The sequence below is a fragment of the Streptomyces sp. NPDC056486 genome, assembly GCF_042795295.1.
In the GTDB taxonomy this organism is placed as follows: Bacteria; Actinomycetota; Actinomycetes; order Streptomycetales; family Streptomycetaceae; genus Streptomyces.
Map to the genome: position 1 here is coordinate 42,419 of NZ_JBHTSF010000032.1, position 24,492 is coordinate 66,910.

The following is a 24,492-nucleotide window of genomic DNA, read 5'->3' on the forward strand; positions in this document are numbered from 1 at the left end:
GGGTTTCGCGACAGGTCCGGCCGCGATGCGCGCAGCGAACGTCCCGCTCCGTACCGTCGATGAAAGCGGACGGAGCGGGACGCGCCGGATTACTTCGGGTCGGTGAAGGCCGGCGGGTCCTGGTAGTCGGAGCCGGACTTGCCGAGGGTGGCGTCGTAGGCCTTCTTGTAGTCGCCGCTCTCCTGGTGCGCCTTGATGGCGTCCGCGACGGCCGTCTGCAGGGCCGCGTCGCCCTTCTTCAGGCCGACACCGTAGGGCTCGTCAGAGAAGGGCTTGCCGACGACCTTGAGCTTGCCCTTGTTCTGCGCCGCGTAGCCCATCAGGATCGCGTCGTCGGTGGTGACGGCGTCGACCTGGTTGTTCAGGAGCTGGGCGACGCACTCCGAGTACTTGGAGAGCTCGGTGACCTTGGCGCCGTACTTCGGCTTCTTGATGTTCTGCAGCGGCGTGGAACCGACGATGGAACAGACCTTCTTGCCGCGGACCGTCTCCGGGCCCTTGAGCTCCTTCTCGTCCTTGCGGACCAGGAGCGAGGCGCCGGCGTGGAAGTACGGTCCCGCGAAGTCGATCTGCTTCTTGCGCTCGGGGTTGATCGTGTACGTGCCGATCATCAGGTCGACGTCGCCCTTGGAGACCGCGGTCTCACGCGCGCCGGAGTCGACCGTCTTCCACTCGATCTGCTTCGCCGAGAAGCCGAGATCAGCCGCGATCATCTTGGCGATCTCGATGTCGAAGCCGGAGTACTCCTTGGTCGACTGGTCCTGGAAGCCCAGGTACGGCTGGTCGGCCTTGGCGCCGATCACCAGTTTGCCGCGCTTCTTGGCGGCCTTGAAGACGGACGAGTCGACCGAGGCGTCCTTCTTGACCTCGTAGCTGAGGGCCTTGGCGCCGGAGGTGTCGGGTCCTTCCGGCTTGTCGCCGGCGGAGCCCTCCTTGCCGCCGCAGGCCGTGGCGGCGAGCGACAGCGCGGCGACAGCCGCTACGGCGGCGGCGGACTTACGGAGCTTCATGGTGAACATCCTTTGATTCGACTGGCGTTGAGACGACGTAGGAGCCTCAGTGTTTAAGGATCTTCGACAGGAAGTCCTTGGCCCGGTCGCTGCGCGGGTTGCTGAAGAACTGTTCCGGCACGGCCTCTTCGACGATGCGGCCGTCCGCCATGAAGACGACGCGGTTGGCCGCGGATCGCGCGAAGCCCATCTCGTGGGTGACCACGACCATGGTCATGCCGTCACGTGCGAGCTGCTGCATGACCTCCAGGACCTCGTTGATCATCTCCGGGTCGAGCGCCGACGTGGGCTCGTCGAAGAGCATCACCTTGGGGTCCATCGCCAACGCGCGGGCGATCGCGACGCGTTGCTGCTGGCCGCCGGAGAGCTGCGCGGGGTACTTGTCGGCCTGCGTGGCGACACCCACGCGGTCCAGAAGGGCACGAGCCTTCGTCTCTGCTTCCGCCTTGGACGTCTTGCGCACCTTGATCTGGCCCAGCATCACGTTCTCGAGCACGGTCTTGTGCGCGAAAAGGTTGAAGGACTGGAAGACCATGCCCACGTCCGCACGGAGACGGGCGAGCTCCTTGCCCTCCTGGGGCAACGGCTTGCCGTCGATCGAGATGTCTCCCGACTCGACCGTCTCCAGACGGTTGATGGCGCGGCACAGCGTCGACTTGCCCGACCCGGAGGGGCCGATCACGACGACGACCTCACCGCGGGTAATGGTCAGGTCGATGTCCTGGAGGACGTGCAGAGCGCCGAAGTGCTTGTTGACGTTCTTCAGCACGACCAGGTCGTCCGCTCCAGGCGGTATGGCGTCCTTGGTCACCGATACTTCGGTCACGGCTTGTGCTCCATCCTCCTCGGTTGGGAGGACAGTAATAACCCGGTGCGACCAGCGTCATTACATCTGAGGGGAAATTGAGCATAACGATCCGGCCGCAACCGGACACTCCGTGTGAAGGGGACGCCCCCGCACGTTCCGGCTGCGTAACGGAACGTGCCCGTGGCCCGAACCCTCTTGACGCGGTCCTTACCTATCGGAGTGGATGCGTTGGTGCCTGTGCACGCGCGCGTACCGGCCATCGGCGAGCGCGAACGGAACGACCGATGAACCGGAGGGGGCCCGTATGAGACTGCTCCTCGTCGAGGACGACAATCACGTGGCGGCGGCCCTGTCCGCGGTCCTGGCCAGGCACGGCTTCGACGTCGTGCACGCGCGCAGCGGCGAGGAAGCGCTGCAGGCCCTGCTGCCCGGCAAAACGGCACCCTTCGGAGTCGTGCTCCTCGACCTGGGGCTGCCCGATCAGGACGGCTACGAGGTGTGCGGAAAGATCCGCAAGCGCGGGTCGATTCCCGTGATCATGGTGACGGCGCGTGCCGACGTGCGCTCGCGGATCCATGGTCTGAACCTCGGGGCCGATGACTATGTGGTGAAGCCGTACGACACCGGGGAGTTGATCGCCCGCATCCACGCGGTCATCCGGCGACCTCCGTCCGGAGCCGCCGCGGGGCCCGCGGACAGCGAGCTGCGCCTCGGTTCCGTACGCATCGAACTGGCCACCCGTCAGGTCAGTGTGGACGGTTCGACGGTCCAGCTGACCCGCAAGGAGTTCGACCTGCTCGCGCTTCTCGCGCAGCGGCCCGGTGTGGTGTTCCGCCGGGAGCAGATCATCAGTGAGGTGTGGCGCACCAGCTGGGAGGGGACGGGGCGCACTCTTGAGGTGCATGTCGCTTCCCTGCGCTCCAAGCTGCACATGCCGGCCCTGATCGAGACCGTACGGGGCGTGGGCTATCGGCTCGTCGCCCCGGCCGCGTAGCCAGTAGCGAGGTCAGGTGCGCTCTCGCCTCCTCCCGCTGCTCATCGTCCTCATGGCGGGGGTGCTGCTCGCGCTCGGCTTCCCGCTCGCGGTGAGCGTGGCCGCGGCGCAGCAGCAGAAGGTGGTCGTCGACCGGATCGACGACACGGCACGCTTCGCGGCACTCGCGCAGTTCGTCACCAAACGCCCCACAGGGTCGCGCCAGCGGAACAAGGACGAACGCCGCGCAACCCTCCAGACCGAACTCGACTACTACCACGAGGTCTACGGGATCAAGGCAGGCGTCTTCTTCCGGGACCGTGAGCCCATGGCTCACGCGCCCGGGAGCTGGTTCCTGCCCCCCAGGGGCGCCGAGGTGCGGGAGGCCTTCGAGGAGGCCCTCAGGTCCCGTGGAAGCCACGATCCGCAGCAGGTGTGGCCCTGGCAGCGCGGCAGGCTCGTCGTCGCCTCTCCGGTGATCAGGGACGGGGACGTCATCGCGGTCGTCGTCACCGAATCACCTACGGGGCGCATGCGTTCGAAGACACTGCAGGGGTGGCTGCTCATCGGCGCCGGCGAGTCGGCCGCCATGCTCCTGGCCGTCGGTGCCGCGCTGCGCCTCACCGGCTGGGTGCTGCGTCCGGTACGGGTCCTGGACGCGACCACGCACGACATCGCGACCGGCAGCCTGAAGTCGAGGGTGGCGGCCGCGGGCGGGCCGCCCGAACTCCGGCGCCTCGCCCGGTCGTTCAACGAGATGGCCGACAACGTCCAGGACGTCCTCGAGCAGCAGCGGGCCTTCGTCGCCGACGCCTCGCACCAACTGCGCAATCCGCTCTCCGCCCTGCTGCTCCGCATCGAGCTGCTCGCCCTCGAACTGCCCGAGGGCAACGAGGAGATCGCCTCCGTGCGCACCGAGGGAAAACGCCTCGCCCAGGTCCTCGACGACCTCCTCGGTCTCGCGCTCGCCGAGCACGCGGCGGCCGATCTGCAGCTCACCGACATCGGTGCGCTCACGGCCGAACGGGTCGGCGCCTGGCGGCCGCTCGCCGAGGAGCGCGGGGTGCGGCTGACCGGCACCTGCCCGGCGACCACCGGCTGGGCCGACCCGGTCGCCCTGTCCAGCGCCCTGGACGCGGTGATCGACAACGCCCTCAAGTTCACGCCCGAGGGCGAGGAGGTGAGCGTGGAGGTCTCCTGGAGCGGTGAGCTGACGACCATGGTGATCACGGACGGCGGCCCCGGCCTCACGGAGGACGAGCTCGCCCGCATCGGCGACCGCTTCTGGCGCAGCAACCGCCACCAGAACGTGCAGGGCTCGGGCCTCGGCCTGTCCATCTCGCGGGCCCTGCTCACCGCGGGCGGCGGTTCGATCGCCTACGAACAGCGCGAGCCGCACGGACTGCGGGTGACCGTCGGCGTCCCGCGCGGCGAGCCCGGCACCCGGACCTGACGGCTACGGCTTGACCGACTGGTAGTAGCGGCGTGCGCCCTCGTGCAGGGCGAGCGGGTCCGTGTAGAGCGCCGTGCGCAGGTCCACGAGCTGGGCCGCGTGCACCTCGTCACCGATGTGATCGCGGCTGTCGATCACCGTGCGGGTCAGGCCCTCGGTCAGCTTCGGGTCCGCCCGGTCCGTGGTCACCAGGAGGTTCGCCACGGCAAGGGTCGGTACGGCGTCGCTCTGCTGCACGGCGGGATAGGCGTCGGCGGGCATCACCGCTGCCCGGTAGTAGCGGGAGGCTCCGCCCTGCTTGTGCAGCGCGTCCACGAGGTCGCCGAGCGGGACGAGGCGGACGTCGAACTTCTCGGAGAGCTCGGCCACGGTGAGGGTCGGCAGTCCGCCCGACCAGAAGAAGGCGTCGATGTCGCCCTTCTTGAGAAGATCGGGCGCCGTGTCGATACCGGCGTCCACCGACGTGAGGTCCTTGTCGGGATCGAGGTCGGCGGCCTTGAGCACCCGGTCCGCTATCAGCTGCACGCCCGAGCGCGGCTGGCCCACGGCCACCTTCTTGCCCCGCAGGTCCTGCGCCTTCCCGATGTCCGACGAGCGCCGGACGACGAGCTGTACGTAGTCGTCGTACAGCCGCGCACAGCCCCGCAGCCGCTCCGCGCCCGCACGCCCCTCCTGGCGGTACTTCGCGACGGCGTCGGCCGCCGCGACGGTGAAATCGGCCTTCCCCGTCGCCACCCGCTCGACGTTCTGCTGCGACCCCTCGCTGTTGAGCAGCTTCACGTCCACCTTGGGCATGTCATGGGAGACCGCGGTCCGCAGGAGCTTGCCGTACCGCTCGTACACCGCGTTCTTCACGCCCGTACTGAACGTGATCCGGCCCTCCGGAGAGTCGTCGCCCGCCGGAACGAGCCACCACATCAAGAGCCCGAAGACCACGAGGGCGGCCGCCGCACCCTGGAGTGCGCGGCGCCTGCTGATGTGGAGGGGTGCCTTGAGCATGCGCGCGATCCTGCCAGGCCACTCGCCGCGATGGCCAGGGCAGAGCTCCCGGCAGGGACACTTCAGCGACCGCCTACCCTTGTCGTATGAGCAGCGGCGACCGGGGACAGGCAGTGGGCGTTAAAGGAACGTACGAGGTACGCACTTACGGGTGCCAGATGAACGTCCACGATTCGGAGCGCCTCTCCGGTCTCCTCGAGGGCGCCGGATACGAACGCGCGCCCGATGGCTCGGACGGCGACGCCGACGTGGTCGTCTTCAACACGTGCGCCGTGCGGGAGAACGCCGACAACAAGCTGTACGGCAACCTCGGCCGCCTGGCGCCGATGAAGACCAAGCGGCCCGGCATGCAGATCGCCGTCGGCGGCTGCCTCGCCCAGAAGGACCGCGACACCATCGTCAAGAAGGCGCCCTGGGTGGACGTCGTCTTCGGGACGCACAACATCGGCAAGCTGCCGGTGCTCCTGGAGCGGGCCCGCGTTCAGGAAGAGGCGCAGGTAGAGATCGCCGAGTCCCTGGAGGCGTTCCCCTCGACGCTGCCCACGCGCCGCGAGAGCGCGTACGCGGCGTGGGTCTCCATCTCCGTGGGCTGCAACAACACCTGCACGTTCTGCATCGTGCCCGCCCTGCGCGGCAAGGAGAAGGACCGCAGGACCGGCGACATCCTCGCCGAGATCGAGGCGCTCGTCGGTGAGGGCGTCTCCGAGGTCACCCTGCTCGGCCAGAACGTGAACGCGTACGGCTCGGACATCGGTGACCGCGAGGCATTCAGCAAGCTCCTCCGGGCCTGCGGGAAGATCGAGGGCCTGGAGCGCGTGCGCTTCACGTCACCGCACCCGCGTGACTTCACGGACGACGTGATCGCCGCCATGGCCGAGACCCCGAACGTGATGCCCCAGTTGCACATGCCGCTCCAGTCAGGATCGGACCCCATCCTCAAGGCGATGCGCCGCTCGTACCGTCAGGACCGCTTCCTCGGCATCATCGAGAAGGTCCGCGCCGCCATGCCCGAGGCGGCGATCTCCACCGACATCATCGTCGGCTTCCCCGGAGAGACCGAGGAGGACTTCGAGCAGACGATGCACGTCGTCCGTGAGGCCCGCTTCGCCAACGCCTTCACCTTCCAGTACTCCAAGCGCCCCGGTACGCCCGCGGCGACCATGGAGGGGCAGATCCCCAAGGAGGTCGTGCAGGCGCGCTACATGCGTCTTTCCGCCCTCCAGGAGGAGATCTCCTGGGACGAGAACAAGAAGCAGGTCGGCAGGACCCTGGAGCTGATGGTCGCCGAGGGCGAGGGCCGCAAGGACGGCGCCACCCACCGCCTCTCCGGACGAGCCCCCGACAGCCGTCTGGTCCACTTCACCAAGCCGGACACCGAGGTCCGCCCCGGTGACGTCGTGACGGTCGAGATCACCTACGCGGCGCCGCACCACCTGCTCGCCGAAGGCCCCGTCCTGAACGTGCGCCCCACGCGCGCGGGTGACGCCTGGGAGAAGCGCAACACCGAGGCGGCGGCCAAGCCCGTCGGCGTGATGCTCGGGCTGCCGAAGGTGGGCGCCCCCGAGCCGCTTCCGGTGGCCGCGGGCAGCGGTTGCGGCTGCGACTGACCGGGGCGAGCGGCGGCAACGGGCGGGCGGCGGACAACGGGGGATGGGCTGATGGCGCGCTGGGCGCTGATGATGGAGAACCCTCCGGGGCCGGGGGCGTGGCATCTGTTCGAGCTGATGGCCACGGTGGACGGCACGCATGAGGAAGCGGTGGAGCGGTTCGCGGAGTTCGTCCGCCTGTACCGCCCCAAGCACCCCCGCTATCCCGTACGGATGCGGCGTTACCGCACGGCCGACGGCTGGATGGTGATCGGCGACGGTTCGTCCGGGGGCTCTTTCCCGTACCGCTTCTCGATCTCCGAGCTGGAGTGGGACTCGGGCCCGATCGCCTACTAGCGCGCGGGCGCGCGTTACGCTGCCGATCATGCTTGTCGCCGCAGCCGTCTGCCCCTGCCCGCCCCTGCTCGTCCCCGAGGTCGCCGCGGGCGCTGCCCCCGAACTGGACGCCGCGCGCGCCGCGTGCACGGACGCCATCGGAGTGCTCGCGGCCTCGCGGCCCGACCGGCTCGTCGTGGTCGGCCCCGCCGAGCAGAGCGGGCGTGGCCCGCATCCGCAGGGCGCCCGTGGGTCCTTCCGCGGTTTCGGCGTGGACCTCGACGTACGCCTCGGGCGATCCGGCGACGACGGTGCGAACGGCACGGACGCTGCGGCGGAGCGCGAGCTTCCGCCCTCGCTTGCCGTCGCCGCCTGGCTGCTCGACCGTACGGCGTGGTCGGCGGCCCCGCTGGAAGGGCTCGGGGTGGGGGAACCTCTGGCGGCCGAGCGGTGCATTCAGGTCGGCGGGGAGATCGCGGTACGCGGCGAGCGGGTGGCCCTGCTGGTGATGGGCGACGCCAGCGCGTGCCGCACGCTGAAGGCACCGGGATATCTCGACGAGCGGGCGGCCGGGTTCGACGCGGAGATCGCTCGTGCGCTGGGGACGGCGGACGTCGAGGCACTCAAGGCGTTGGACGCGGAGTTGGCGTACGAACTGAAGGCGGCGGGCCGGGCTCCGTGGCAGGTGCTAGCGGGCGCTGCCGCGGGCGCCGGCCTGAGCGGCGAGCTTCTTTACGAGGACGCTCCGTACGGCGTCGGGTATCTGGTCGCCACCTGGTCGTAGAGGCCTGAGGCTGTGACCTGACCCAGGCGGACCGCGCACGCTGCCGGGGCGCTCCGGAGGCGCACGGCGACGGCCGCGGAGCTGGGGGGCGCTCCACGGCCGTCCGCCGGTGTTGTTCAGTGACCCGGTCGGCTGACTCGGGCGGTGCTCCGGCGCTGTGCTGCCGCCGGTGGGCCGACGAGCGATTCAGCCGATGGTTTCAGGGAGCCGGAGGGGGCTTCGGTGGGGCGGCGTCGCCGCCCGGGCCCTTGCCCTCGTCGGGCGTCCCGGCGAGGCGGTCCTTGGCATCCTTCGCCTTGCCCGTGCCCGTCTGGATCTTGTCGCTGTACTTGCCCTTTGTCTTGTCGTCGACCATCTTCGCGGCCTTGTCGAGACCCTGGTCGATCTTGTCCCCGTGCTGTTGCGCGAGGCCTGCGACCTTGTCCTTTGCCGGGGCGAGCTTGTCTTTCAGGCTCTGCAGGAAGCCCATCGGTTACCTTCCCTCGCTGGGAGAGTCACTTGCGGGCGCCTTCGTCGGCCTCGTCGTTGTCGGCGGCCTTCTCCGCGGACTGCTGCTTCGGGATGTCCACGTTCTCCGCGGCAGCCTCTTCGGTGCTCTCCGCCTCGTCCTCGGTCTTGCCCTCGGTCTCGGCGTCGGCCTCTGTGTCGGCCTTGGTCTCGTCCTCGGCGGCGGCTTCGGCCTTGGCCTCTTCCTTGCCGGACTCGGGCTCGGGGGACTCCCCGGCCGCTTCCGGCTCGGCCGTCAGGGTGTCGGCCGACGCCTCGGTTGTTGACGCCTCTTCCGTGTCCTTGGACTTCCTACGGAACCGTGCAAAAACGCCCATATCTACTCCATACGGTACTCGTGTGGGCGAAATCCCGCGCCGCCCGGTGCGCCCTGTTGCGCCGCCCGGGTCGCCGGTCCTCGAAAACCGGCGGCCGGAACCTCGCAACAGGCAACGACCCCGGACGTGTGGCGTCACGTAGCTCGTTCGGGAAGTGGTCGCGGTGTTTGCGAGACTGGGGCGGTGAGTAGAGCAGCTCCCGCACCGCGGGTCATCGCCGTCGTCGGTCCGACCGCGGCAGGAAAGTCCGATCTGGGCGTTTTTCTCGCCCAGCGTTTCGGCGGCGAAGTCGTCAACGCCGACTCCATGCAGCTCTACAGAGGGATGGACATCGGAACCGCCAAGCTGACCCTCGAAGAGCGCGACGGGGTCCCGCACCACCTCCTCGACATCTGGGACGTCACGGAGGCGGCGAGCGTCGCCGAGTACCAGAAGCTGGCGCGAGCCGAGATCGACCGTCTCCTTGCCGACGGGCGCTGGCCGATCCTGGTCGGCGGCTCCGGGCTCTACGTCAGGGGGGCCGTGGACCACCTGGAGTTCCCCGGTACGGACCCCGCGGTCCGGGCCCGCCTGGAGGAGGAGCTGGAGCTCCAGGGCTCCGGCGCACTCCATGCCCGCCTCGCCGCCGCCGACCCCGGGGCGGCCCAGGCCATCCTCCCCAGCAACGGCCGCCGGATCGTGCGCGCCCTCGAAGTCATCGAGATCACCGGCAAACCCTTCACCGCCAACCTCCCCGGACACGACTCCGTCTACGACACCGTCCAGATCGGCGTCGACGTCGGCCGCCCCGAACTCGACGAACGCATCGCCACGCGCGTGGACCGCATGTGGGACGCGGGCCTCGTCGACGAGGTGCGCGCTCTGGAGGCGGTCGGACTGCGCGACGGGCGTACGGCGTCGCGCGCTCTCGGGTACCAGCAGGTGCTCGCGGCGCTCGCGGGGGAGTGCACCGAGGACGAGGCGCGCGCGGAGACCGTGCGGGCGACCAAGCGCTTCGCGCGCCGTCAGGACTCGTGGTTCCGCCGCGATCCCCGGGTGCACTGGCTCAGTGGCGCCATGGCCGATCGAGGGGAACTCCCAGGGCGGGCGCTGACGTTGGTCGAACGAGCGGTCACAGCCTGATCACGTGATGGCATCGGGACGCTCAGGCGGTCATCCCGGCCCCTGGCGCCGTGCCATCATCGACCATCGATCGACCAGTGGAGTCCGAAGCAGGAGGGCGGATGGCGATGGAGGCCGGCCCTCGTGACACCGCACATGGCGGCGGCGAGCTGACTCCGGACGGCCCCGACGGGGCACCGGACGGCGTGACCGACGACGGTCCCGGCGCGGACCAGATGGCCGTGGCCGAGGTCGAGGTCGAACTGCGCCCGCAGCGCCGTCTGCGCATCTGGCAGCTCGCACCGATCGTCATCCTCGCCGCGGCGGGATCGCTGATGTTCGCCTTCCCGCTGGCCTTCGAGTTCGGTGACGGCGGAGCTGTCGTCGCCATGCTCGGACTCCTGATCAGCTGCTGCGCCGCAGGCTGGGGCATGATGGCCGCGCGCCGCGTGGGGCACACCTGGCCCGGGCTTCCGGAGCGCGATTCGGGAAGCCGCCCGGACTGGCGGATCGTCTGTGCGTACGCCCTGGTGTTCCTGGCCGTCGCCGTCCTCGCCGTGTGGCGCGTCGCACGCCTTCGCTGACCCGCGTCCTGCGAGGTCAGGGCCCTGGTGGGCACCGTAAGGGCCGAGTGTCCTGGCCCTCCCGTACGATCGAGGAATGAGCACGCGGATCGCCTTCCTCAAGGGGCACGGGACCAAGAACGACTTCGTGATCGTCCCGGACCCCGAGAACGCCATTGAGCTGCCCCCGGCCGCTGTGGCCGCCCTGTGCGACCGCCGCGCGGGCATCGGGGGCGACGGCCTGCTGCATGTCGTGCGTTCCGCGGCGCACCCGGAGGTTCGCCATCTGGCCGCCGAGGCCGAATGGTTCATGGACTACCGCAACGGCGACGGTTCGATCGCCGAGATGTGCGGCAACGGCGTGCGCGTCTTCGCCCGCTATCTGCAGCGCGCCGGACTGGTGGGCGAGGGCGATCTGGCCATCGCGACCCGCGGTGGCGTGAAGACCGTGCACATCGCCAAGGCCGCGGCCGGTGGGGACGTCACCGTCGGCATGGGCAAGGCGCTCTTCCCCGAAGGGGATGTCACCGTCTCGGTGGCCGACCAGCACTGGCCGGCGCGCAACGTGAACATGGGCAACCCCCACGCGGTCGCCTTCGTGGACGACCTGGCCCACGCCGGAACTCTGTACGACCCGCCGCCATTCAGCCCCGTCTCGGCCTACCCTGACGGCGTGAACGTCGAGTTCGTCGTCGACCGTGGCCCGCGTCACGTCGCCATGCGCGTGCACGAGCGCGGGGCGGGCGAGACCCGCTCGTGCGGCACGGGCGCGTGCGCCGTCGCCGTCGCGGCGGCCCGCAGGGACGGGGTGGACCCCGCAACGACCGGTTCGCCGGTCACGTACACCGTCGATCTGCCTGGTGGGAGCCTGGTGATCACCGAGCGGCCCGACGGTGAGATCGAGATGACGGGCCCCGCGGTGATCGTCGCCGAAGGCGAGATCGACGCGGAATGGCTCGAAACTGTAAACCCGTGAACTGTCGCTCGAATGGGTGATCCGTTTCACGCTCGGCGAGAGGCGGTCAGCGGCGCGTGATGGGCTCGGTAGCATCAAGCACCGGCCCGGACGGAGTATGCCGTCGTCCGCCCACCGCCGGTCGGAGCAGCCGGAGGTGCCCATGAGTGCGGAGGCTACAAACCCTGCGATGCCTGGCCCGGTGACGCCCGCGGCGCAGCGCAGGCGCGGTCGTCCGCGGCTTGACCTGCGAAGGCTCGGCCGGGCTGCCCTGCTGGGGTCCGGCACACGGGACCGGTTGCCGGACGCGATCGGCCATGTGGCGGAAGCTCATCGCGCCCATTACCCGGACGCGGATCTGGAGCCGTTGCGGCGTGCGTGGGTCCTTGCGGAGTCCTCCCACCGCGGCCAGATGCGCAAGAGCGGTGAGCCGTACATCACACATCCGCTCGCGGTGACGTTGATCCTGGCGCAACTGGGCGCCGAGATCACGACCTTGACCGCGTCCCTGCTCCACGACACCGTCGAGGACACGGACGTGACGCTCGATCAGGTGCGTACGGAATTCGGCGACGACGTCTGTTATCTGGTCGACGGCGTCACGAAGCTGGAAAAGGTCGACTACGGAGCGGCCGCCGAGCCGGAGACCTTCCGCAAGATGCTCGTCGCCACCGGCAACGACGTACGCGTCATGTCGATCAAACTGGCCGACCGCCTGCACAACATGCGCACGCTCGGCGTCATGCGCCCCGAGAAACAGGCGCGGATCGCCAAGGTGACGCGGGACGTGCTCATTCCGCTCGCCGAGCGCCTCGGTGTACAGGCGCTCAAGACCGAGCTGGAGGACCTCGTCTTCGCGATCCTCCTGCCGGAGGAGTATTCCCAGGTCCAGGAGCTGATCGCGGCCAACGCGGCACACGGCGGCGACCCCCTGGAAGGGACGGCGGACGACCTCAGGGCGGTGCTGCGCGAGGCGGGCATCGCGGCCGAAGTTCTCATCAGGCCACGGCACTTCGTCTCGGTCCACCGGGTGCACCGCAAACGCGGCGAGATGCGCGCGGCGGACTTCGGACGGCTCCTGGTCCTGGTGAACGAGGACGCGGACTGTTACGGCGTCCTGGGCGAGCTGCACACGTGCTTCACGCCGGTGGTCTCGGAGTTCAAGGACTTCATCGCCGTACCGAAGTTCAACCTCTACCAGTCGCTGCACACGGCCGTGGCCCGCCCGGACGGAGAGGTCGCCGAAGTCCTCATCCGCACGCACCAGATGCACAAGGTGGCCGAGGCCGGCGTCGTGGCCCTGCGCAATCCGTACGCTCCTCCTTCGGAGGAGCAGTCCGATACCGCTTCCGACACCCTCTCCGACGACACCATCGAGGGCGAACGCGCCGACCCCACCCGGCCCGGCTGGCTCTCCCGCCTGCTCGACTGGCAGGAAGCGGCCCCCGACCCGGACACGTTCTGGTCCACGCTCCGCGAAGACCTCGCCCAGGACCGCGAGATCGCCGTCTTCCGCCCCGACGGCGGCACCCTCGGACTGCCCGCAGGGGCGAGCTGCGTGGACGCCGCCTACGCCCAGTACGGCGAGGACGCCCACGCCTGCATCGGCGCACGTGTCAACGGACGCCTGGCGACACTGAGCACGGTCCTGCGGGACGGCGACACGGTCCAGCTGCTCATGGGGCAGGACGCGGCGTCCGGGCCGTCGCGCGAATGGCTCGACCACGCCCGCACGCCCGGCGCCCGGATCGCCATCCGGCGCTGGCTGACGACCCACCCCACGCCCGCGTCGGCTCCCGCGGCGGCGACCACGGAGAAGCCCGCGCCCCCGCCGCAGGCCTCGGACTTCCCCCGCCCCGCCGAGGCGAACGCCGTCGTGGACAGGGAAGGCGCGAGCGTACGGCTAGCGGGCTGCTGTACGCCGGTGCCGCCCGACGAGGTGACCGCCTTCGCCGTGCGCGGCGGCGTCGTCACCGTGCACCGGGTCGAGTGCCCCGCGGTCGCACGCATGAAGGAAGTGGGGCGCGCCGAGGTCGGAGTGCGCTGGGGGGACAGCGCGGAGTGCCGGGTCACGCTGATCGCCGAGTCGTTCGGGCGGGCGCATCTGATGGCCGACCTCACCGAGGCCATCGCCATGGAAGGCGTCGAGGTCATGTCGGCGACCGTCGAGCCGCCGAGCCAGCAGCGCGTGCGCCACACGTACACGCTGCAACTCCCGGACGCGGCCCACCTGCCGGGGCTGATGCGCGCGATGCGTGCGGTACCCGGGGTGTACGACGTCACCCGCGCCCAGCATCCGGCGGCAGCGACTTCGTAGCAGCGCGCCACGGGGTGTCAGCGCCGCCGCAGCCGCCTACTGGCGACTCGTTCGAGTGGCATGTCGCGCGCCGACACCGGCGCGGAAGGTCCGCGCTGATAGCGGTAGTTCATGCTGCTCACCCCCCGGGTCAAGGCCTCGCGGCCGAAGACTCTTCGCATCGCGACCGCGCTCCTGGCCGCGGCCGCCTCCGCCACGCTTCTCGCCGCGACTGTGCCGTCACCGGCCAAGCCGCTCGGCATCGGCGACCGGCTCTTCCCGCACCTGGGAAATCCCGGGTACGACGTCATGTCGTACGACATCGCCTTCACGTACCGCGGCGACAACAAGAAGCCGCTCGACGCCGTGACGGTGATCGACGCGCGGACGAGTGACCCGCTGGAGCGGGTCAACCTCGACTTCGCCCACGGCAAGGTCCGCTCCGTCGACGTCAACGGCACCCCTGCCCGCTTCGAATCCACCGGTGAGGACCTGGTCGTCACACCCTCGCGGCCGCTGGGCCGGGGCGAGAACATGCGGATCACCGTCCGGCACACCAGTGATCCCGCGCCCGCCAAGGACCAGGAGGGCGGCTGGGTGCCCACCTCCGACGGGCTCGCCATGGCCAATCAGGCCGACGCCGCGCACCGCGTGTTCCCGAGCAACGACCACCCCGCCGACAAGGCGATGTTCACGTTCCGCGTCACCACCCCGAAGGGGCTCACCGCCGTCGCCAACGGCCTGCCCGTCGCCACGGCGCACACCGGGTCCACCACGACCCGGGTCTTCCGTACCCACCACCCCATGGCGACGGAACTGGCGCAGGTCTCCATCGGCCGCTCCACCGTGGTGCAGCGCACCGGGCCGCACGGCCTTCCCGTACGCGATGTGGTGCCCACCAAGGACCGCAAGGCGATGGAGCGCTGGCTGAAGAAGACGCCGGACCAGATCGGCTGGATGGAGGAGAAAGTCGGGCGTTACCCCTTCGAGGCGTACGGGGTGCTGATGGCGCAGGCGCAGACCGGCTTCGAACTCGAGACGCAGACCCTCTCGCTCTTCGAGAGCGACCTGTTCAAGCGACCCGAGTTTCCCGAGTGGTACGTGGATTCGATCATGGTGCACGAGCTGGCGCACCAGTGGTTCGGCGACAGCGTGAGCCCGCGCTCCTGGTCCGATCTCTGGCTCAACGAAGGACACGCCACCTGGTACGAGGCACTCTTCGCCGAGGAGAAGGCGAAGAAGCCCCTCCAGAAGCGGATGCGTGCGGCCTATCGCCAGTCCGACGGCTGGCGTGCCGCCGGCGGGCCGCCGGCCGCGCCGAAGGGCCCTGAGCCGGGCCAGAAGATCAGCATCTTCCGCCCCGTCGTCTACGACGGCAGTGCGCTGGTGCTCTACGCGCTGCGGCAGGAGATCGGGCACCGCAACTTCGACCGCCTCGAGCGGGACTGGGTGCGGACCTACCAGGACGGGAACGCGACGACCGAGGACTTCGTGCGGCTCGCCTCGTCGATCGCCGACCGTGATCTGAGCGGATTCTTCGAAGCCTGGCTGTACGGCGCGAAGACGCCGCCGATGCCGGGTCATCCGGACTGGCGTAAGGCGGCTCCCGCAGGGAAATAACCTCGTGACGAGACGGGCCGTTCCGTGCAACCATCTTCAGGTCGGCGCCGCTGCCGGTCCGGGAAAACCCTTCGGGGGCATCTCAGGGCCGGTATCGGCCGGCCCGGGGAATCTCGGGGCGGCCCGGAGCGTTGACCACCATGACGAGTCCCATCGACGTAAGGATCCAATGACCTCCTCTTCTTCCCCTTCCCAGGACGCGCAGAGCCTCGCGCAGAACTACCCCGAAGGTCTTCGGGCCGATGCCCTGATGGAAGAGGACGTCGCCTGGAGCCACGGACATGACGGAGAGCGGGACGGCGAACAGTTCGACCGCTCCGAGCGCGCGGCCCTGCGCCGCGTCGCCGGCCTCTCCACCGAGCTCGAGGACGTCACCGAAGTCGAGTACCGACAGCTCCGTCTGGAGCGAGTGGTGCTCGTCGGCGTGTGGACCTCGGGCACAGTGCAGGACGCGGAGAACTCGGTCGCCGAGCTGGCAGCCCTCGCCGAGACGGCGGGCGCGCTCGTGCTCGACGGCGTCATCCAGCGCCGCGACAAGCCCGACCCGGCGACGTACATCGGATCCGGCAAGGCCTTGGAGCTGCGTGACATCGTCCTCGAGACCGGGGCCGACACCGTCGTGTGTGACGGTGAGCTGAGCCCTGGCCAGCTGATTCACCTTGAAGACGTCGTCAAGGTCAAGGTGGTCGACAGGACCGCCCTGATCCTCGACATCTTCGCCCAGCACGCCAAGTCCCGAGAGGGCAAGGCACAGGTCGCCCTTGCCCAGATGCAGTACATGCTCCCGCGCCTGCGAGGTTGGGGTCAGTCGCTCTCCCGTCAGATGGGCGGCGGCGGATCCAGCGGTGGCGGCGGCATGGCGACACGTGGTCCCGGTGAGACCAAGATCGAGACGGACCGTCGTCGGATCCGCGAGAAGATGGCGAAGATGCGCCGGGAGATCGCGGAGATGAAGACGGGCCGCGAGATCAAGCGCCAGGAGCGCAAGCGCAACAAGGTGCCATCGGTCGCGATCGCCGGTTACACGAACGCGGGCAAGTCCTCCCTGCTCAACCGCCTCACGGGCGCGGGCGTCCTGGTGGAGAACTCCCTGTTCGCCACCCTTGACCCGACCGTGCGCCGGGCCGAGACGCCGAGCGGCCGGATCTACACCCTGGCCGACACCGTCGGGTTCGTACGGCATCTGCCGCACCACCTCGTCGAGGCGTTCCGCTCCACGATGGAAGAGGTCGGCGAGTCCGACCTGATCCTGCACGTGGTGGACGGTTCACACCCGGTGCCGGAGGAGCAGCTGGCCGCCGTGCGCGAGGTGATCCGTGATGTGGGCGCGACCGATGTGCCCGAGATCGTGATCGTCAACAAGGCGGACGCGGCCGATCCGCTGGTCCTCCAGCGGCTGCTGCGCAACGAGAAGCACGCGATCGCGGTGTCGGCTCGCACGGGTGCGGGCATCGAAGAGCTGCTCGCGCTGATCGACGCCGAACTGCCGCGGCCCGAGATCGAGATCGAGGCCCTCGTGCCGTACACGCAGGGCCAGCTCATCGCGCGGGCGCACGCCGAGGGCGAGGTGCTCTCCGAGGAGCACACCGCCGACGGCACGCTGCTCAAGGCGCGGGTGCACGAGGAACTGGCGGCGGACCTCACGCCGTACGTCCCCGTCGCGGGCTGAGTTCACACAGCCGGAACAGCGCACATGGCGAAGGCCCGCCCCCTCTCGTAGGGGGCGGGCCTTCGTCGCGTCATGCGTCATGCGTCATGTACGAGGTGCGGCGGTCGCCCGCCGTGTGCGGCTACTTGGAGCCGTACTTCTCGCTCATCATGTCGTAGACCTGCTCGGCACCCTTGCCCAGCTGCGGTCCGGCGAGCCAGGTGTTCTCGGCCGGGCCGATCGAGGTGTTCGAGACCAGCTGGGTCTTGCCGCCCACCATCCGGAACCAGCCGCCGCCGGACGAACCACCGGTCATGGTGCAGCCGATGCGGTACATCGTGGGCTGGGCGGACGTCAGCGAGAGACGGCCCGGCTTGTCGATGCACTTGTGCATGATCTGGCCGTCGTACGGGGGAGCGGCGGGGTAGCCCCAGGCGCCCATCGAGCGCACGCTCTGCGTCGAGGGGGCCGTGAAGTCGACGTCGAGCGCGTTGCCGACGGTCTCCTCGAGGGACTTGGATCCCTGCTCCGGCTTCACGTGCATCACGGCGTAGTCGTACGGCGCACCGGCACCGCCCGAAGCGGCGCCCTGGTCGATCCACTCGGCGGAGGTCGAGACCCAGTCGGCCCAGTACTGGCCGTAGGGGGCGACTTCCTGCGGGGCGGCGTTGCTCAGCTCGGCCTCGGGCTTGCCCAGGTCGTTGTACGAGGGCACGAAGGTGATGTTGCGGTACCAGCCACCGGCGGAACCGGCGTGCACGCAGTGGCCCGCGGTCCACACGAGGTTGGACTTGCCGGGGTTGCGCGGGTCCGTCACGACCGTGCCGGAGCAGACCATCGAGCCCTCGGGGGAGTCGAAGAAGATCTTGCCGACCGGGGCGGCGTTCTCGTGGTACGGCGTCTTCTCGCGCTTGGCCCGGACCGGCGACGGCTCGGGGTCGGTCGCGCCCTGGTCGGAAGGGGCGTCCTTCGCGGCGATCGTCTTGTTCGGGTCCTTGGCCTTCTTCATCCGCTCGGGCTTCCAGAGCCCCTCGATGACCGGGTTGACGAAGTCCTTGGACTCGCGGAGCCAGTCGTCCTTGTCCCAGTTCTTCCAGGCCCCGTCCTTCCACTTGTCCGGGTCGATGCCGTGCTTCTTCAGCTTGTCGGCGAGGTCGGCGGGCAGCTTGGCGTCGGAGCCGGTGTCGGAACCCTTGTCCGCGTCCGCGCCTTGGGAGGAGCCGGAGTCCGCCTTGTCACTGGCCTTGTCGTCGCTCGGACCGCAGGCCGTGGCGGTGAGCGCCAGAGTCGCGGCGAGCCCGGTGGCGGCGAGTGCGAGGCGCCGCCCGCGACTGCGCGCCAAGGGCACACGAGTGGAATGCATGGTGCTGTAACCCCCGTATTGAACGTGTGATGCTGCAATTGCCATGTACGTGTCATGTGCGAGCCAGGAGACCGCGAGAGCTCCCCGCCGACGCGACACCTCACTATGCCTGTGCGTTTGGGGACGAACGGAGGCGGGGTCGTGAAGGTTTCCGACGACCCCGCCGCTCTACATCAGGCGACCGATTACCGGTCGGCTACTTGTCGGCGAACTTCTTGCTGACCTCGCCGTAGATGCCCTTGGCTTCCTTGCCCAGGCGCGGACCGGCGAGCCAGCCTGCCGTCACCGGGCCGATGGAGGTGTTGGACACCAGGGCGGGCTCGCCGTCCGAGCCCTCGGCGACCCAGCCGCCGCCGGACGAACCGCCGGTCATCGTGCAGCCGATGCGGTACATCGTCGGGTCGGGCTTGCTGATCGAGAGCCGGCCCGGCTTGTCGGCGCACTGGAACGCCTTCTGGCCGTCGAACGGCGGAGCCGCCGGGTAGCCGGTCGCCGTCATGTCGGCGATCTGGGGCACGGCCGGGGCGTTGAAGTCCACCGGGAGGGCCGAACCGACCTGCTCCTCGAGCGACTTGCCCTCGCTGCCCTTCTCGGGCGTCACGTGGATGACCGCGAAGTCGTACGGCGCACCCGTGCCGCCCGTCGGGCCACCGTTCTCGATCCACTGGTCGGAGGTCTGGGCCCAGTCGCCCCACCAGACGCCGTGCGGAGCGACTTCTTCCTTGGGGGTGTTCTCCAGCTCGTCGACCGACTTACCGGTGTTGTTGTACGCGGGGACGAAGGCGATGTTGCGGTACCAGCCGCCCTTGGCGCCGGCGTGCACGCAGTGACCCGCGGTCCACACCATGTTGGACTTGCCCGGGTGTGCCGGGTCCTCGACGACGGTGGCCGAGCAGACCATCGAGCCCTCGGGGCCGTCGAAGAACAGCTTGCCCGAGGCGGGAGCACTGGCGTCGTACGGCGTCTTCAGGGCCGCCGCCTCCACCGGCTCGGGCGTCGGGTCGGTCACGCCCTGGTCCCCGGAGATGTCGTTCTCCTCGACACCGCGGTCGGGGTTCTTGTCCGCGTCCCGCATGCGGTCCGAGTCCCACAGGCCTTCGATGATCGGGTTGACGTAGTCGCCGGCCTCGCGGAGCCAGTCGTCCTTGTCCCAGTTCTTCCAGGCGCCGTCCTTCCACTTGTCCAGGTCGATGCCGTGCTCCTTGAGCCGGTCCTGGATGTCCTGTGGAATCTTGACCTTGCCGTCGTCGTTGTTGCCGTCGGCGGCCTGGGAGGCTGACGGGTCGTCGCCCGCGTTGTCCTCGCTCGGGCCACAGGCCGTCGCGGTCAGAACGAGCGCCGCGCCGATGGCGACAGCGGCCGCCACAGGGGAGGTTCTGCCGCGCGCGCTCCTCCCACGACGAGCGGTCTTGAGCGGGCGTATGGGTCGCATAGAGAGATTCCCCCTGGGCTTCGAGATCGTTCGCATGCCGGACACCGGGTGCCGCACGGCGCGTTGAGCACCGTACTTACGTGGCGCTGCGCTCCCTGCTGCGGATGAACGGCACCCCACACTATGCCGGTGCCGTAGGGGACAGCCGACGGAACGGCAACGGTTCCGTCACGGCAAGGATCTTCTGATTACCCGTGTTCCTCCGCAGCCCCCGTCGTTGGTACGTACGGGGGAGTGGCGGCCTGTGTTCATCTCCCCTGCCAACTCGTCGGCGCACCAGCCCAGATCGAGTGGGAAGCGCCCATTCCCAGCGGGAGGACCAACAGTCGTGGCCGTGACCGAGCCGGCGCCCGCGGCGGTTTCCGCGGCGCAGACCGCCGCACATGAGGGAGCGCACGAGGGGATCCTGCGCCGTCAGTCGGCGCGCGAATCGTCGGCGCGCACCTACGCGCGCGCCCTGCCGATCGTGCCGGTACGGGCGCGCGGTCTGACGATCGAGGGCGCCGACGGACAGCGCTACCTCGACTGTCTCTCGGGTGCGGGGACCCTGGCCCTCGGGCACAACCATCCGGTCGTGCTCGAGGCGATCAGGAAGGTCCTCGACTCGGGGGCACCGCTGCACGTCCTCGACCTGGCCACACCGGTCAAGGACGCCTTCACCACCGAGCTGTTCCGCACGCTGCCCCGCGGACTCGCGGACCGCGCACGGATCCAGTTCTGCGGCCCCGCCGGTACGGACGCCGTGGAGGCCGCGCTCAAACTCGTGCGTACGGCCACCGGGCGCGACGGCATGCTCGCCTTCACCGGCGCCTACCACGGGATGACGGCGGGGGCGCTCGAAGTATCCGGCGGCGCATCGGATGTACGCGTCGCGCGTCTGCCCTACCCGCAGGACTACCGCTGCCCGTTCGGCATCGGCGGCGCGGACGGCGCCGAACTCGCGGCCCGCTGGACCGAGAGCCTCCTCGACGACACCAAATCGGGCGTGCCGCAGCCGGCCGGAATGATCCTCGAACCGGTGCAGGGCGAGGGCGGCGTGATCCCCGCCCCCGACGACTGGCTGCGCCGGATGCGCGCGATCACCGTCGCTCGCTCGATCCCGCTCATCGTGGACGAGGTCCAGACCGGCGTCGGGCGCACCGGCGCCTTCTGGGCCGTCGAGCACAGCGGCGTCGTCCCGGACGTGATGGTGCTCTCCAAGGCCATCGGCGGCAGCCTGCCCCTGGCCGTCGTGATCTACCGCGACGACCTCGACGTCTGGCCGCCCGGCGCCCACGCGGGCACCTTCCGCGGCAACCAGCTCGCCATGGCGGCAGGCACGGCCACCCTCGCGTACGTCCGTGAGAACCGCCTCGCGGAACGCGCGGGAGTCCTGGGCGCCCGCATGCTCACCCAGCTGCGGTCCCTGGCCGCCGAGCATCCCTGTATCGGCGATGTCCGGGGCAGGGGTCTGATGATCGGCGTCGAGCTCGTGGACCCGGCTGCGGACGAACCCGGCCCGGCTGTCGCGGACCGACCCGGCCCGGCTGTCGCTGACCGACCCGAGCCTTCCGGATCCGCCGGTCACCTCGCCCTGGACCGCTCCCGGCGTCCGCTTCCCCCGGCACCCGAACTCGCTTCCGCGGTGCAACGGGAATGCCTGCGCCGCGGGCTCATCGTCGAGCTGGGCGGACGGCACTCCAGCGTAGTACGCCTCCTTCCGCCTCTGACCATTACGGACGAGCAAGCGGCCGCGATCCTGGACCGCCTCGCCGACGCGATCTCCGCGGCGGCGCGCCCGCACCACGGATAGCCACGCCGGACCAGGGCCGTCCCGCGTACGGCCAAGAGACATCAGCAGAGCTCCAGCCCGTCGCCCCGGAGCCCGAACGACTTCGCAAGGAAGCCCTCTTGAACGCCACCCCCGCATCCGACGGCCCACCCCACTCCCACGTCCCAGGTGCGTGCGGCAAGCAATCCTCGCTGGTGGTGGAGCCCGGTACGGTCCCCCGGCAGAAGGGAGGCCGGGGGACCGAGCAGCTGCGAGGCGCGACCGCCGACCTCTTGGAGCACCCGGATCCGCACACCGCCGCACAGGTGGCGGCCATCGAGAATCTCCTGCGCTGCTGGGTACGCGAGAACAACTTCCCCGCGCCTGAGCACGGCGTCCTGCGCATCCCGCTCGTCGCGAGCGGCACCGCTCTCCTTGTCCCCGTGTACTACTGGTCGGCCACGGGCTGGCACCGGTTCGGCCTCCCGTACCTGGAAGACGGCCCCCAGAGCGCGCCCCCGGCCGACGCCGTCACCGTCGCCGCCCTTCTGGGCCGCGAGACGGGCCGGCGGAGTGCGGCAGCCGATCCGAGCACGACCACTGGAACCAGCACCAGCACCAGTACCAGCACCGGAACCGGAACCGGAACCGGCACTGGAACCAGCACCGGCACCGACGCCGGCAGCGATGGCGAGCGAGTCGAGGCAGGGGACCTCGTCGGCCGCGTCGCCGACTCGGTGCGGCGCACCGCCACCTTCATCGCCGACCGCCGGAACAACTCCGGCGACGAGCCCGACCTCTTCCTCGCCGCCGAACAGTCCTTGCTCCTGGGCCACCCCCTGCACCCCACCCCGAAGAGCCGCGAGGGACTCTCCGACACCGAATCCCGTCTCTACTCACCGGAGTTGCGCGGCGCCTTCGCGCTGCACTGGCTCGCCGTCGCACCCTCCGTGCTCGCTGCGGACTCGGCCTGGACCGAGCGTGGCCGCACCCTCCCGGCCGAACAGCTCAGCGCCCGCCTCGCAGGCCCGGACCTGCCGCTGCCGGAAGGCCGCGCCGCTCTGCCCCTGCACCCGTGGCAGATCCGTGAGCTCAGGCACCGCCCCGCGGCTGCCGCCCTCCTGGAAGCCGGACTCCTGAAGGACCTCGGCCCCCACGGCGCACCATGGTGCCCGACCTCCTCCGTGCGCACCCTCTACCGCTCGGGCGCCGCAGCCATGCTGAAGCTCTCGCTGGGCCTGCGCATCACCAACTCCCGTCGTGAGAATCTCCGCAAGGAACTCCACCGAGGCGTCGAGGTCCACCGGCTCCTTCGCAGCGGCCTCGCCGAGCAGTGGCAGGCGGCCCACCCGGGCTTCGACGTGATCCGCGACCCGGCCTGGCTCGCCGTGAACGGGCCCGACGGCGAACCCGTCGCCGGACTCGACGTCATGATCCGGCACAACCCCTTCGGCCCCGGCGACGACGTCACCTGCATCGCGGGACTCGTCTCGCCCAGACCGTCACCTCAGTCCACCGGGCAGGACCGCGCCCCGATGCGCTCCCGGCTCGGCGAGATCGTCACCCGCCTCGCCGGGCGGACGGGCCGCCCCCGGGGAGCCGTCGCCACTGAGTGGTTCCTGCGCTACCTGGAGAGCGTCGTACGCCCCGTGCTCTGGCTGGACGGTGAGGCAGGTGTCGCCCTGGAGGCCCACCAGCAGAACACGCTCCTGCTGCTCGACTCCGACGGCTGGCCCGTGGGCGGCCGGTACCGCGACAATCAGGGCTACTACTACCGCGAGTCCCGGCGCGCCGAACTCGAACGAAGGCTCCCCGGCATCGGTGAGCACAGCGACACGTTCGTGTCCGACGAGGTGGCCAACGAGCGCTTCGCCTACTACCTCGGCATCAACAACGTCCTCGGCCTCATCGGAGCCCTCGGCGCCGAACGCCTGGCCGACGAGCGGCTGTTGCTCGCGGCGTTCCGCCGCTTTCTCGGCGATGTCGCCTCCGGTCCTGCTTCCCTGCGTACGCCACTGCCCTCCCTGCTTCTCGACTCACCCGTGCTGCGGTGCAAGGCGAACCTGCTGACCCGGCTTCGCGGGCTCGACGAGCTGGAGGGACCCGTCGACACCCAGTCCGTCTACGTCTCCATCGCCAACCCCCTTCATTCCTGAGGCATTCCTGAGGAACATGACCCGCCGTTTCTGAGAGGAGCGACGCCGTGCCCCTGCCTGATGCGAGCGCCGACGCCGGAACCGAGTCCGCCCCCGAGTCCGCTGCCGAGTCCTCCACCGCCGACAGGGCAGACGTCCAGGACACCCTGGACCTGCGCCTCCCGGAGGAACTCATCGCCCTGTTCGGCGCGAGTGACGCGGGTGAGTCAACCGACGATCTGCTGGACAACGTCTCCGACTGGGGCCCCGCAACCACCTCTGCTGGTGTCTTCCAACTCGTCTCCGTACGTATCGAACGCGATCTCCCCCTCATCAGCCGGTGGATGAACGACCCCGCCGTGGCGGCGTTCTGGGAGCTGGCAGGACCCGCTGCCGTCACGGAGGCGCATCTGCGGGACCAGATCGACGGTGACGGACGCAGCGTCCCCTGTCTCGGTGTCCTGGACGGCACACCGATGAGTTACTGGGAGGTCTACCGCGCGGACCTCGACGCCTTGGCCCGCCACTATCCGGCCCGCCCGCACGACACCGGCCTCCACCTCCTCATCGGCGGTGTCGCCGACCGTGGCCGAGGGCTCGGCACCTCCTTGCTGAGAGCTGTCGCCGACCTGGTGCTCGACCATCGAGCCGCATGCGCACGCGTCATCGCAGAACCCGACCTCCGCAACACCCCATCGGTCTCCGCGTTCCTGAGCGCCGGCTTCCGCTTCGCCGCCGAGGTGGATCTCCCCGACAAGCGCGCGGCACTCATGGTCCGCGACCGGGCCCTGCGCGCACTGCTCTGACCTGCTCACTCTCAGTACACCGCTCGACCTGATCCGGTTCCCTCCCTGAG

Annotated in this window: 21 protein-coding genes; 14 read left to right on the forward strand and 7 right to left on the reverse strand. The window is 69.8% G+C overall.

From position 1 onward, the window contains the following. Positions 1–89 precede the first annotated feature (89 nt). Complete coding sequence (locus ACFQ7F_RS15700) at positions 90–1,010, reverse strand: glutamate ABC transporter substrate-binding protein (protein ID WP_383270671.1); 921 nt, start codon at positions 1,008–1,010, stop codon at positions 90–92. A gap of 46 nt (positions 1,011–1,056) precedes the next feature. Further along, entirely contained in the window at positions 1,057–1,836 is a 780-nt protein-coding gene (locus ACFQ7F_RS15705; protein ID WP_383270673.1) for an amino acid ABC transporter ATP-binding protein, read from the reverse strand. A gap of 286 nt (positions 1,837–2,122) precedes the next feature. On the opposite strand from ACFQ7F_RS15705, the gene ACFQ7F_RS15710 reads away from it, so the two are divergent. Both ACFQ7F_RS15710 and ACFQ7F_RS15715 read left to right on the forward strand, forming a co-directional pair. Continuing rightward, complete coding sequence (locus tag ACFQ7F_RS15710; RefSeq protein ID WP_383270675.1) at positions 2,123–2,812, forward strand: response regulator transcription factor; 690 nt, start codon at positions 2,123–2,125, stop codon at positions 2,810–2,812. Between the two features lie 16 nt (positions 2,813–2,828). Next, positions 2,829–4,244, forward strand: a complete 1,416-nt coding sequence (locus ACFQ7F_RS15715) for an ATP-binding protein (RefSeq protein WP_383270677.1) — start codon at positions 2,829–2,831, stop codon at positions 4,242–4,244. Between the two features lie 3 nt (positions 4,245–4,247). On the opposite strand, the gene ACFQ7F_RS15720 is transcribed toward ACFQ7F_RS15715, so the two are convergent. Continuing rightward, entirely contained in the window at positions 4,248–5,243 is a 996-nt protein-coding gene (locus ACFQ7F_RS15720) for a TAXI family TRAP transporter solute-binding subunit (RefSeq protein WP_383270679.1), read from the reverse strand. Between the two features lie 86 nt (positions 5,244–5,329). Here ACFQ7F_RS15720 and miaB point away from each other — a divergent pair, with 86 nt between their 5' ends. The 3 genes from miaB to ACFQ7F_RS15735 are packed head-to-tail and all read left to right on the forward strand — an operon-like array spanning position 5,330 to position 7,949. Further along, a complete protein-coding gene (miaB, locus tag ACFQ7F_RS15725) occupies positions 5,330–6,850 on the forward strand; it encodes a tRNA (N6-isopentenyl adenosine(37)-C2)-methylthiotransferase MiaB (RefSeq protein WP_383270681.1) in 1,521 nt (506 codons plus the stop codon). A gap of 51 nt (positions 6,851–6,901) precedes the next feature. Further along, positions 6,902–7,186: a hypothetical protein gene (locus tag ACFQ7F_RS15730; protein ID WP_383270683.1), complete on the forward strand. Its 285-nt coding sequence runs from the start codon at positions 6,902–6,904 to the stop codon at positions 7,184–7,186. Between the two features lie 28 nt (positions 7,187–7,214). Continuing rightward, positions 7,215–7,949: a class III extradiol dioxygenase subunit B-like domain-containing protein gene (locus tag ACFQ7F_RS15735; RefSeq protein WP_383270685.1), complete on the forward strand. Its 735-nt coding sequence runs from the start codon at positions 7,215–7,217 to the stop codon at positions 7,947–7,949. A 199-nt stretch (positions 7,950–8,148) separates the two neighbouring features. Here the strand turns inward: ACFQ7F_RS15735 and ACFQ7F_RS15740 are convergent, their stop codons facing one another. After that, on the reverse strand, positions 8,149–8,418 hold the full coding sequence (locus tag ACFQ7F_RS15740; RefSeq protein WP_383270687.1) for an antitoxin: 270 nt from the start codon (positions 8,416–8,418) through the stop codon (positions 8,149–8,151). A 25-nt stretch (positions 8,419–8,443) separates the two neighbouring features. After that, positions 8,444–8,773: a hypothetical protein gene (locus ACFQ7F_RS15745; RefSeq protein WP_383270689.1), complete on the reverse strand. Its 330-nt coding sequence runs from the start codon at positions 8,771–8,773 to the stop codon at positions 8,444–8,446. Between the two features lie 183 nt (positions 8,774–8,956). Between ACFQ7F_RS15745 and miaA the strand changes: the two genes are divergently transcribed. From miaA to hflX, 6 genes are all read left to right on the forward strand, one after another. Beyond that, positions 8,957–9,895, forward strand: coding sequence for a tRNA (adenosine(37)-N6)-dimethylallyltransferase MiaA (miaA, locus tag ACFQ7F_RS15750; protein ID WP_383270690.1), 939 nt, complete (start codon positions 8,957–8,959; stop codon positions 9,893–9,895). A gap of 101 nt (positions 9,896–9,996) precedes the next feature. Next, positions 9,997–10,458: a hypothetical protein gene (locus tag ACFQ7F_RS15755; RefSeq protein WP_383270692.1), complete on the forward strand. Its 462-nt coding sequence runs from the start codon at positions 9,997–9,999 to the stop codon at positions 10,456–10,458. A gap of 76 nt (positions 10,459–10,534) precedes the next feature. Beyond that, positions 10,535–11,413: a diaminopimelate epimerase gene (dapF, locus tag ACFQ7F_RS15760; RefSeq protein WP_383270694.1), complete on the forward strand. Its 879-nt coding sequence runs from the start codon at positions 10,535–10,537 to the stop codon at positions 11,411–11,413. A gap of 142 nt (positions 11,414–11,555) precedes the next feature. Next, positions 11,556–13,709: a RelA/SpoT family protein gene (locus tag ACFQ7F_RS15765; RefSeq protein ID WP_383270696.1), complete on the forward strand. Its 2,154-nt coding sequence runs from the start codon at positions 11,556–11,558 to the stop codon at positions 13,707–13,709. Positions 13,710–13,820: 111 nt separating this feature from the next. Beyond that, entirely contained in the window at positions 13,821–15,308 is a 1,488-nt protein-coding gene (locus ACFQ7F_RS15770) for a M1 family metallopeptidase (RefSeq protein WP_383270698.1), read from the forward strand. 169 nt (positions 15,309–15,477) lie between these two features. Then, a complete protein-coding gene (hflX, locus tag ACFQ7F_RS15775) occupies positions 15,478–16,977 on the forward strand; it encodes a GTPase HflX (RefSeq protein WP_383270700.1) in 1,500 nt (499 codons plus the stop codon). Between the two features lie 121 nt (positions 16,978–17,098). Here the strand turns inward: hflX and ACFQ7F_RS15780 are convergent, their stop codons facing one another. Next, entirely contained in the window at positions 17,099–18,319 is a 1,221-nt protein-coding gene (locus tag ACFQ7F_RS15780; RefSeq protein ID WP_383270702.1) for a trypsin-like serine peptidase, read from the reverse strand. A gap of 196 nt (positions 18,320–18,515) precedes the next feature. Next, positions 18,516–19,751 carry a trypsin-like serine peptidase gene (locus ACFQ7F_RS15785; protein ID WP_383270704.1) on the reverse strand — a complete coding sequence of 412 codons (1,236 nt, stop codon included), beginning with the start codon at positions 19,749–19,751 and terminating at the stop codon, positions 18,516–18,518. Positions 19,752–20,079: 328 nt separating this feature from the next. On the opposite strand from ACFQ7F_RS15785, the gene ACFQ7F_RS15790 reads away from it, so the two are divergent. The 3 genes from ACFQ7F_RS15790 to ACFQ7F_RS15800 all read left to right on the forward strand — a co-directional run bounded on the left by ACFQ7F_RS15790 (position 20,080) and on the right by ACFQ7F_RS15800 (position 24,442). Continuing rightward, positions 20,080–21,543: a diaminobutyrate--2-oxoglutarate transaminase family protein gene (locus tag ACFQ7F_RS15790; RefSeq protein ID WP_383270706.1), complete on the forward strand. Its 1,464-nt coding sequence runs from the start codon at positions 20,080–20,082 to the stop codon at positions 21,541–21,543. A 98-nt stretch (positions 21,544–21,641) separates the two neighbouring features. Further along, positions 21,642–23,657 (forward strand): IucA/IucC family protein, encoded by a 2,016-nt coding sequence (locus tag ACFQ7F_RS15795; RefSeq protein ID WP_383270708.1) that lies wholly within the window; start codon positions 21,642–21,644, stop codon positions 23,655–23,657. Between the two features lie 47 nt (positions 23,658–23,704). Further along, a complete protein-coding gene (locus ACFQ7F_RS15800; RefSeq protein ID WP_383270710.1) occupies positions 23,705–24,442 on the forward strand; it encodes a GNAT family N-acetyltransferase in 738 nt (245 codons plus the stop codon). Positions 24,443–24,492: the final 50 nt, after the last annotated feature.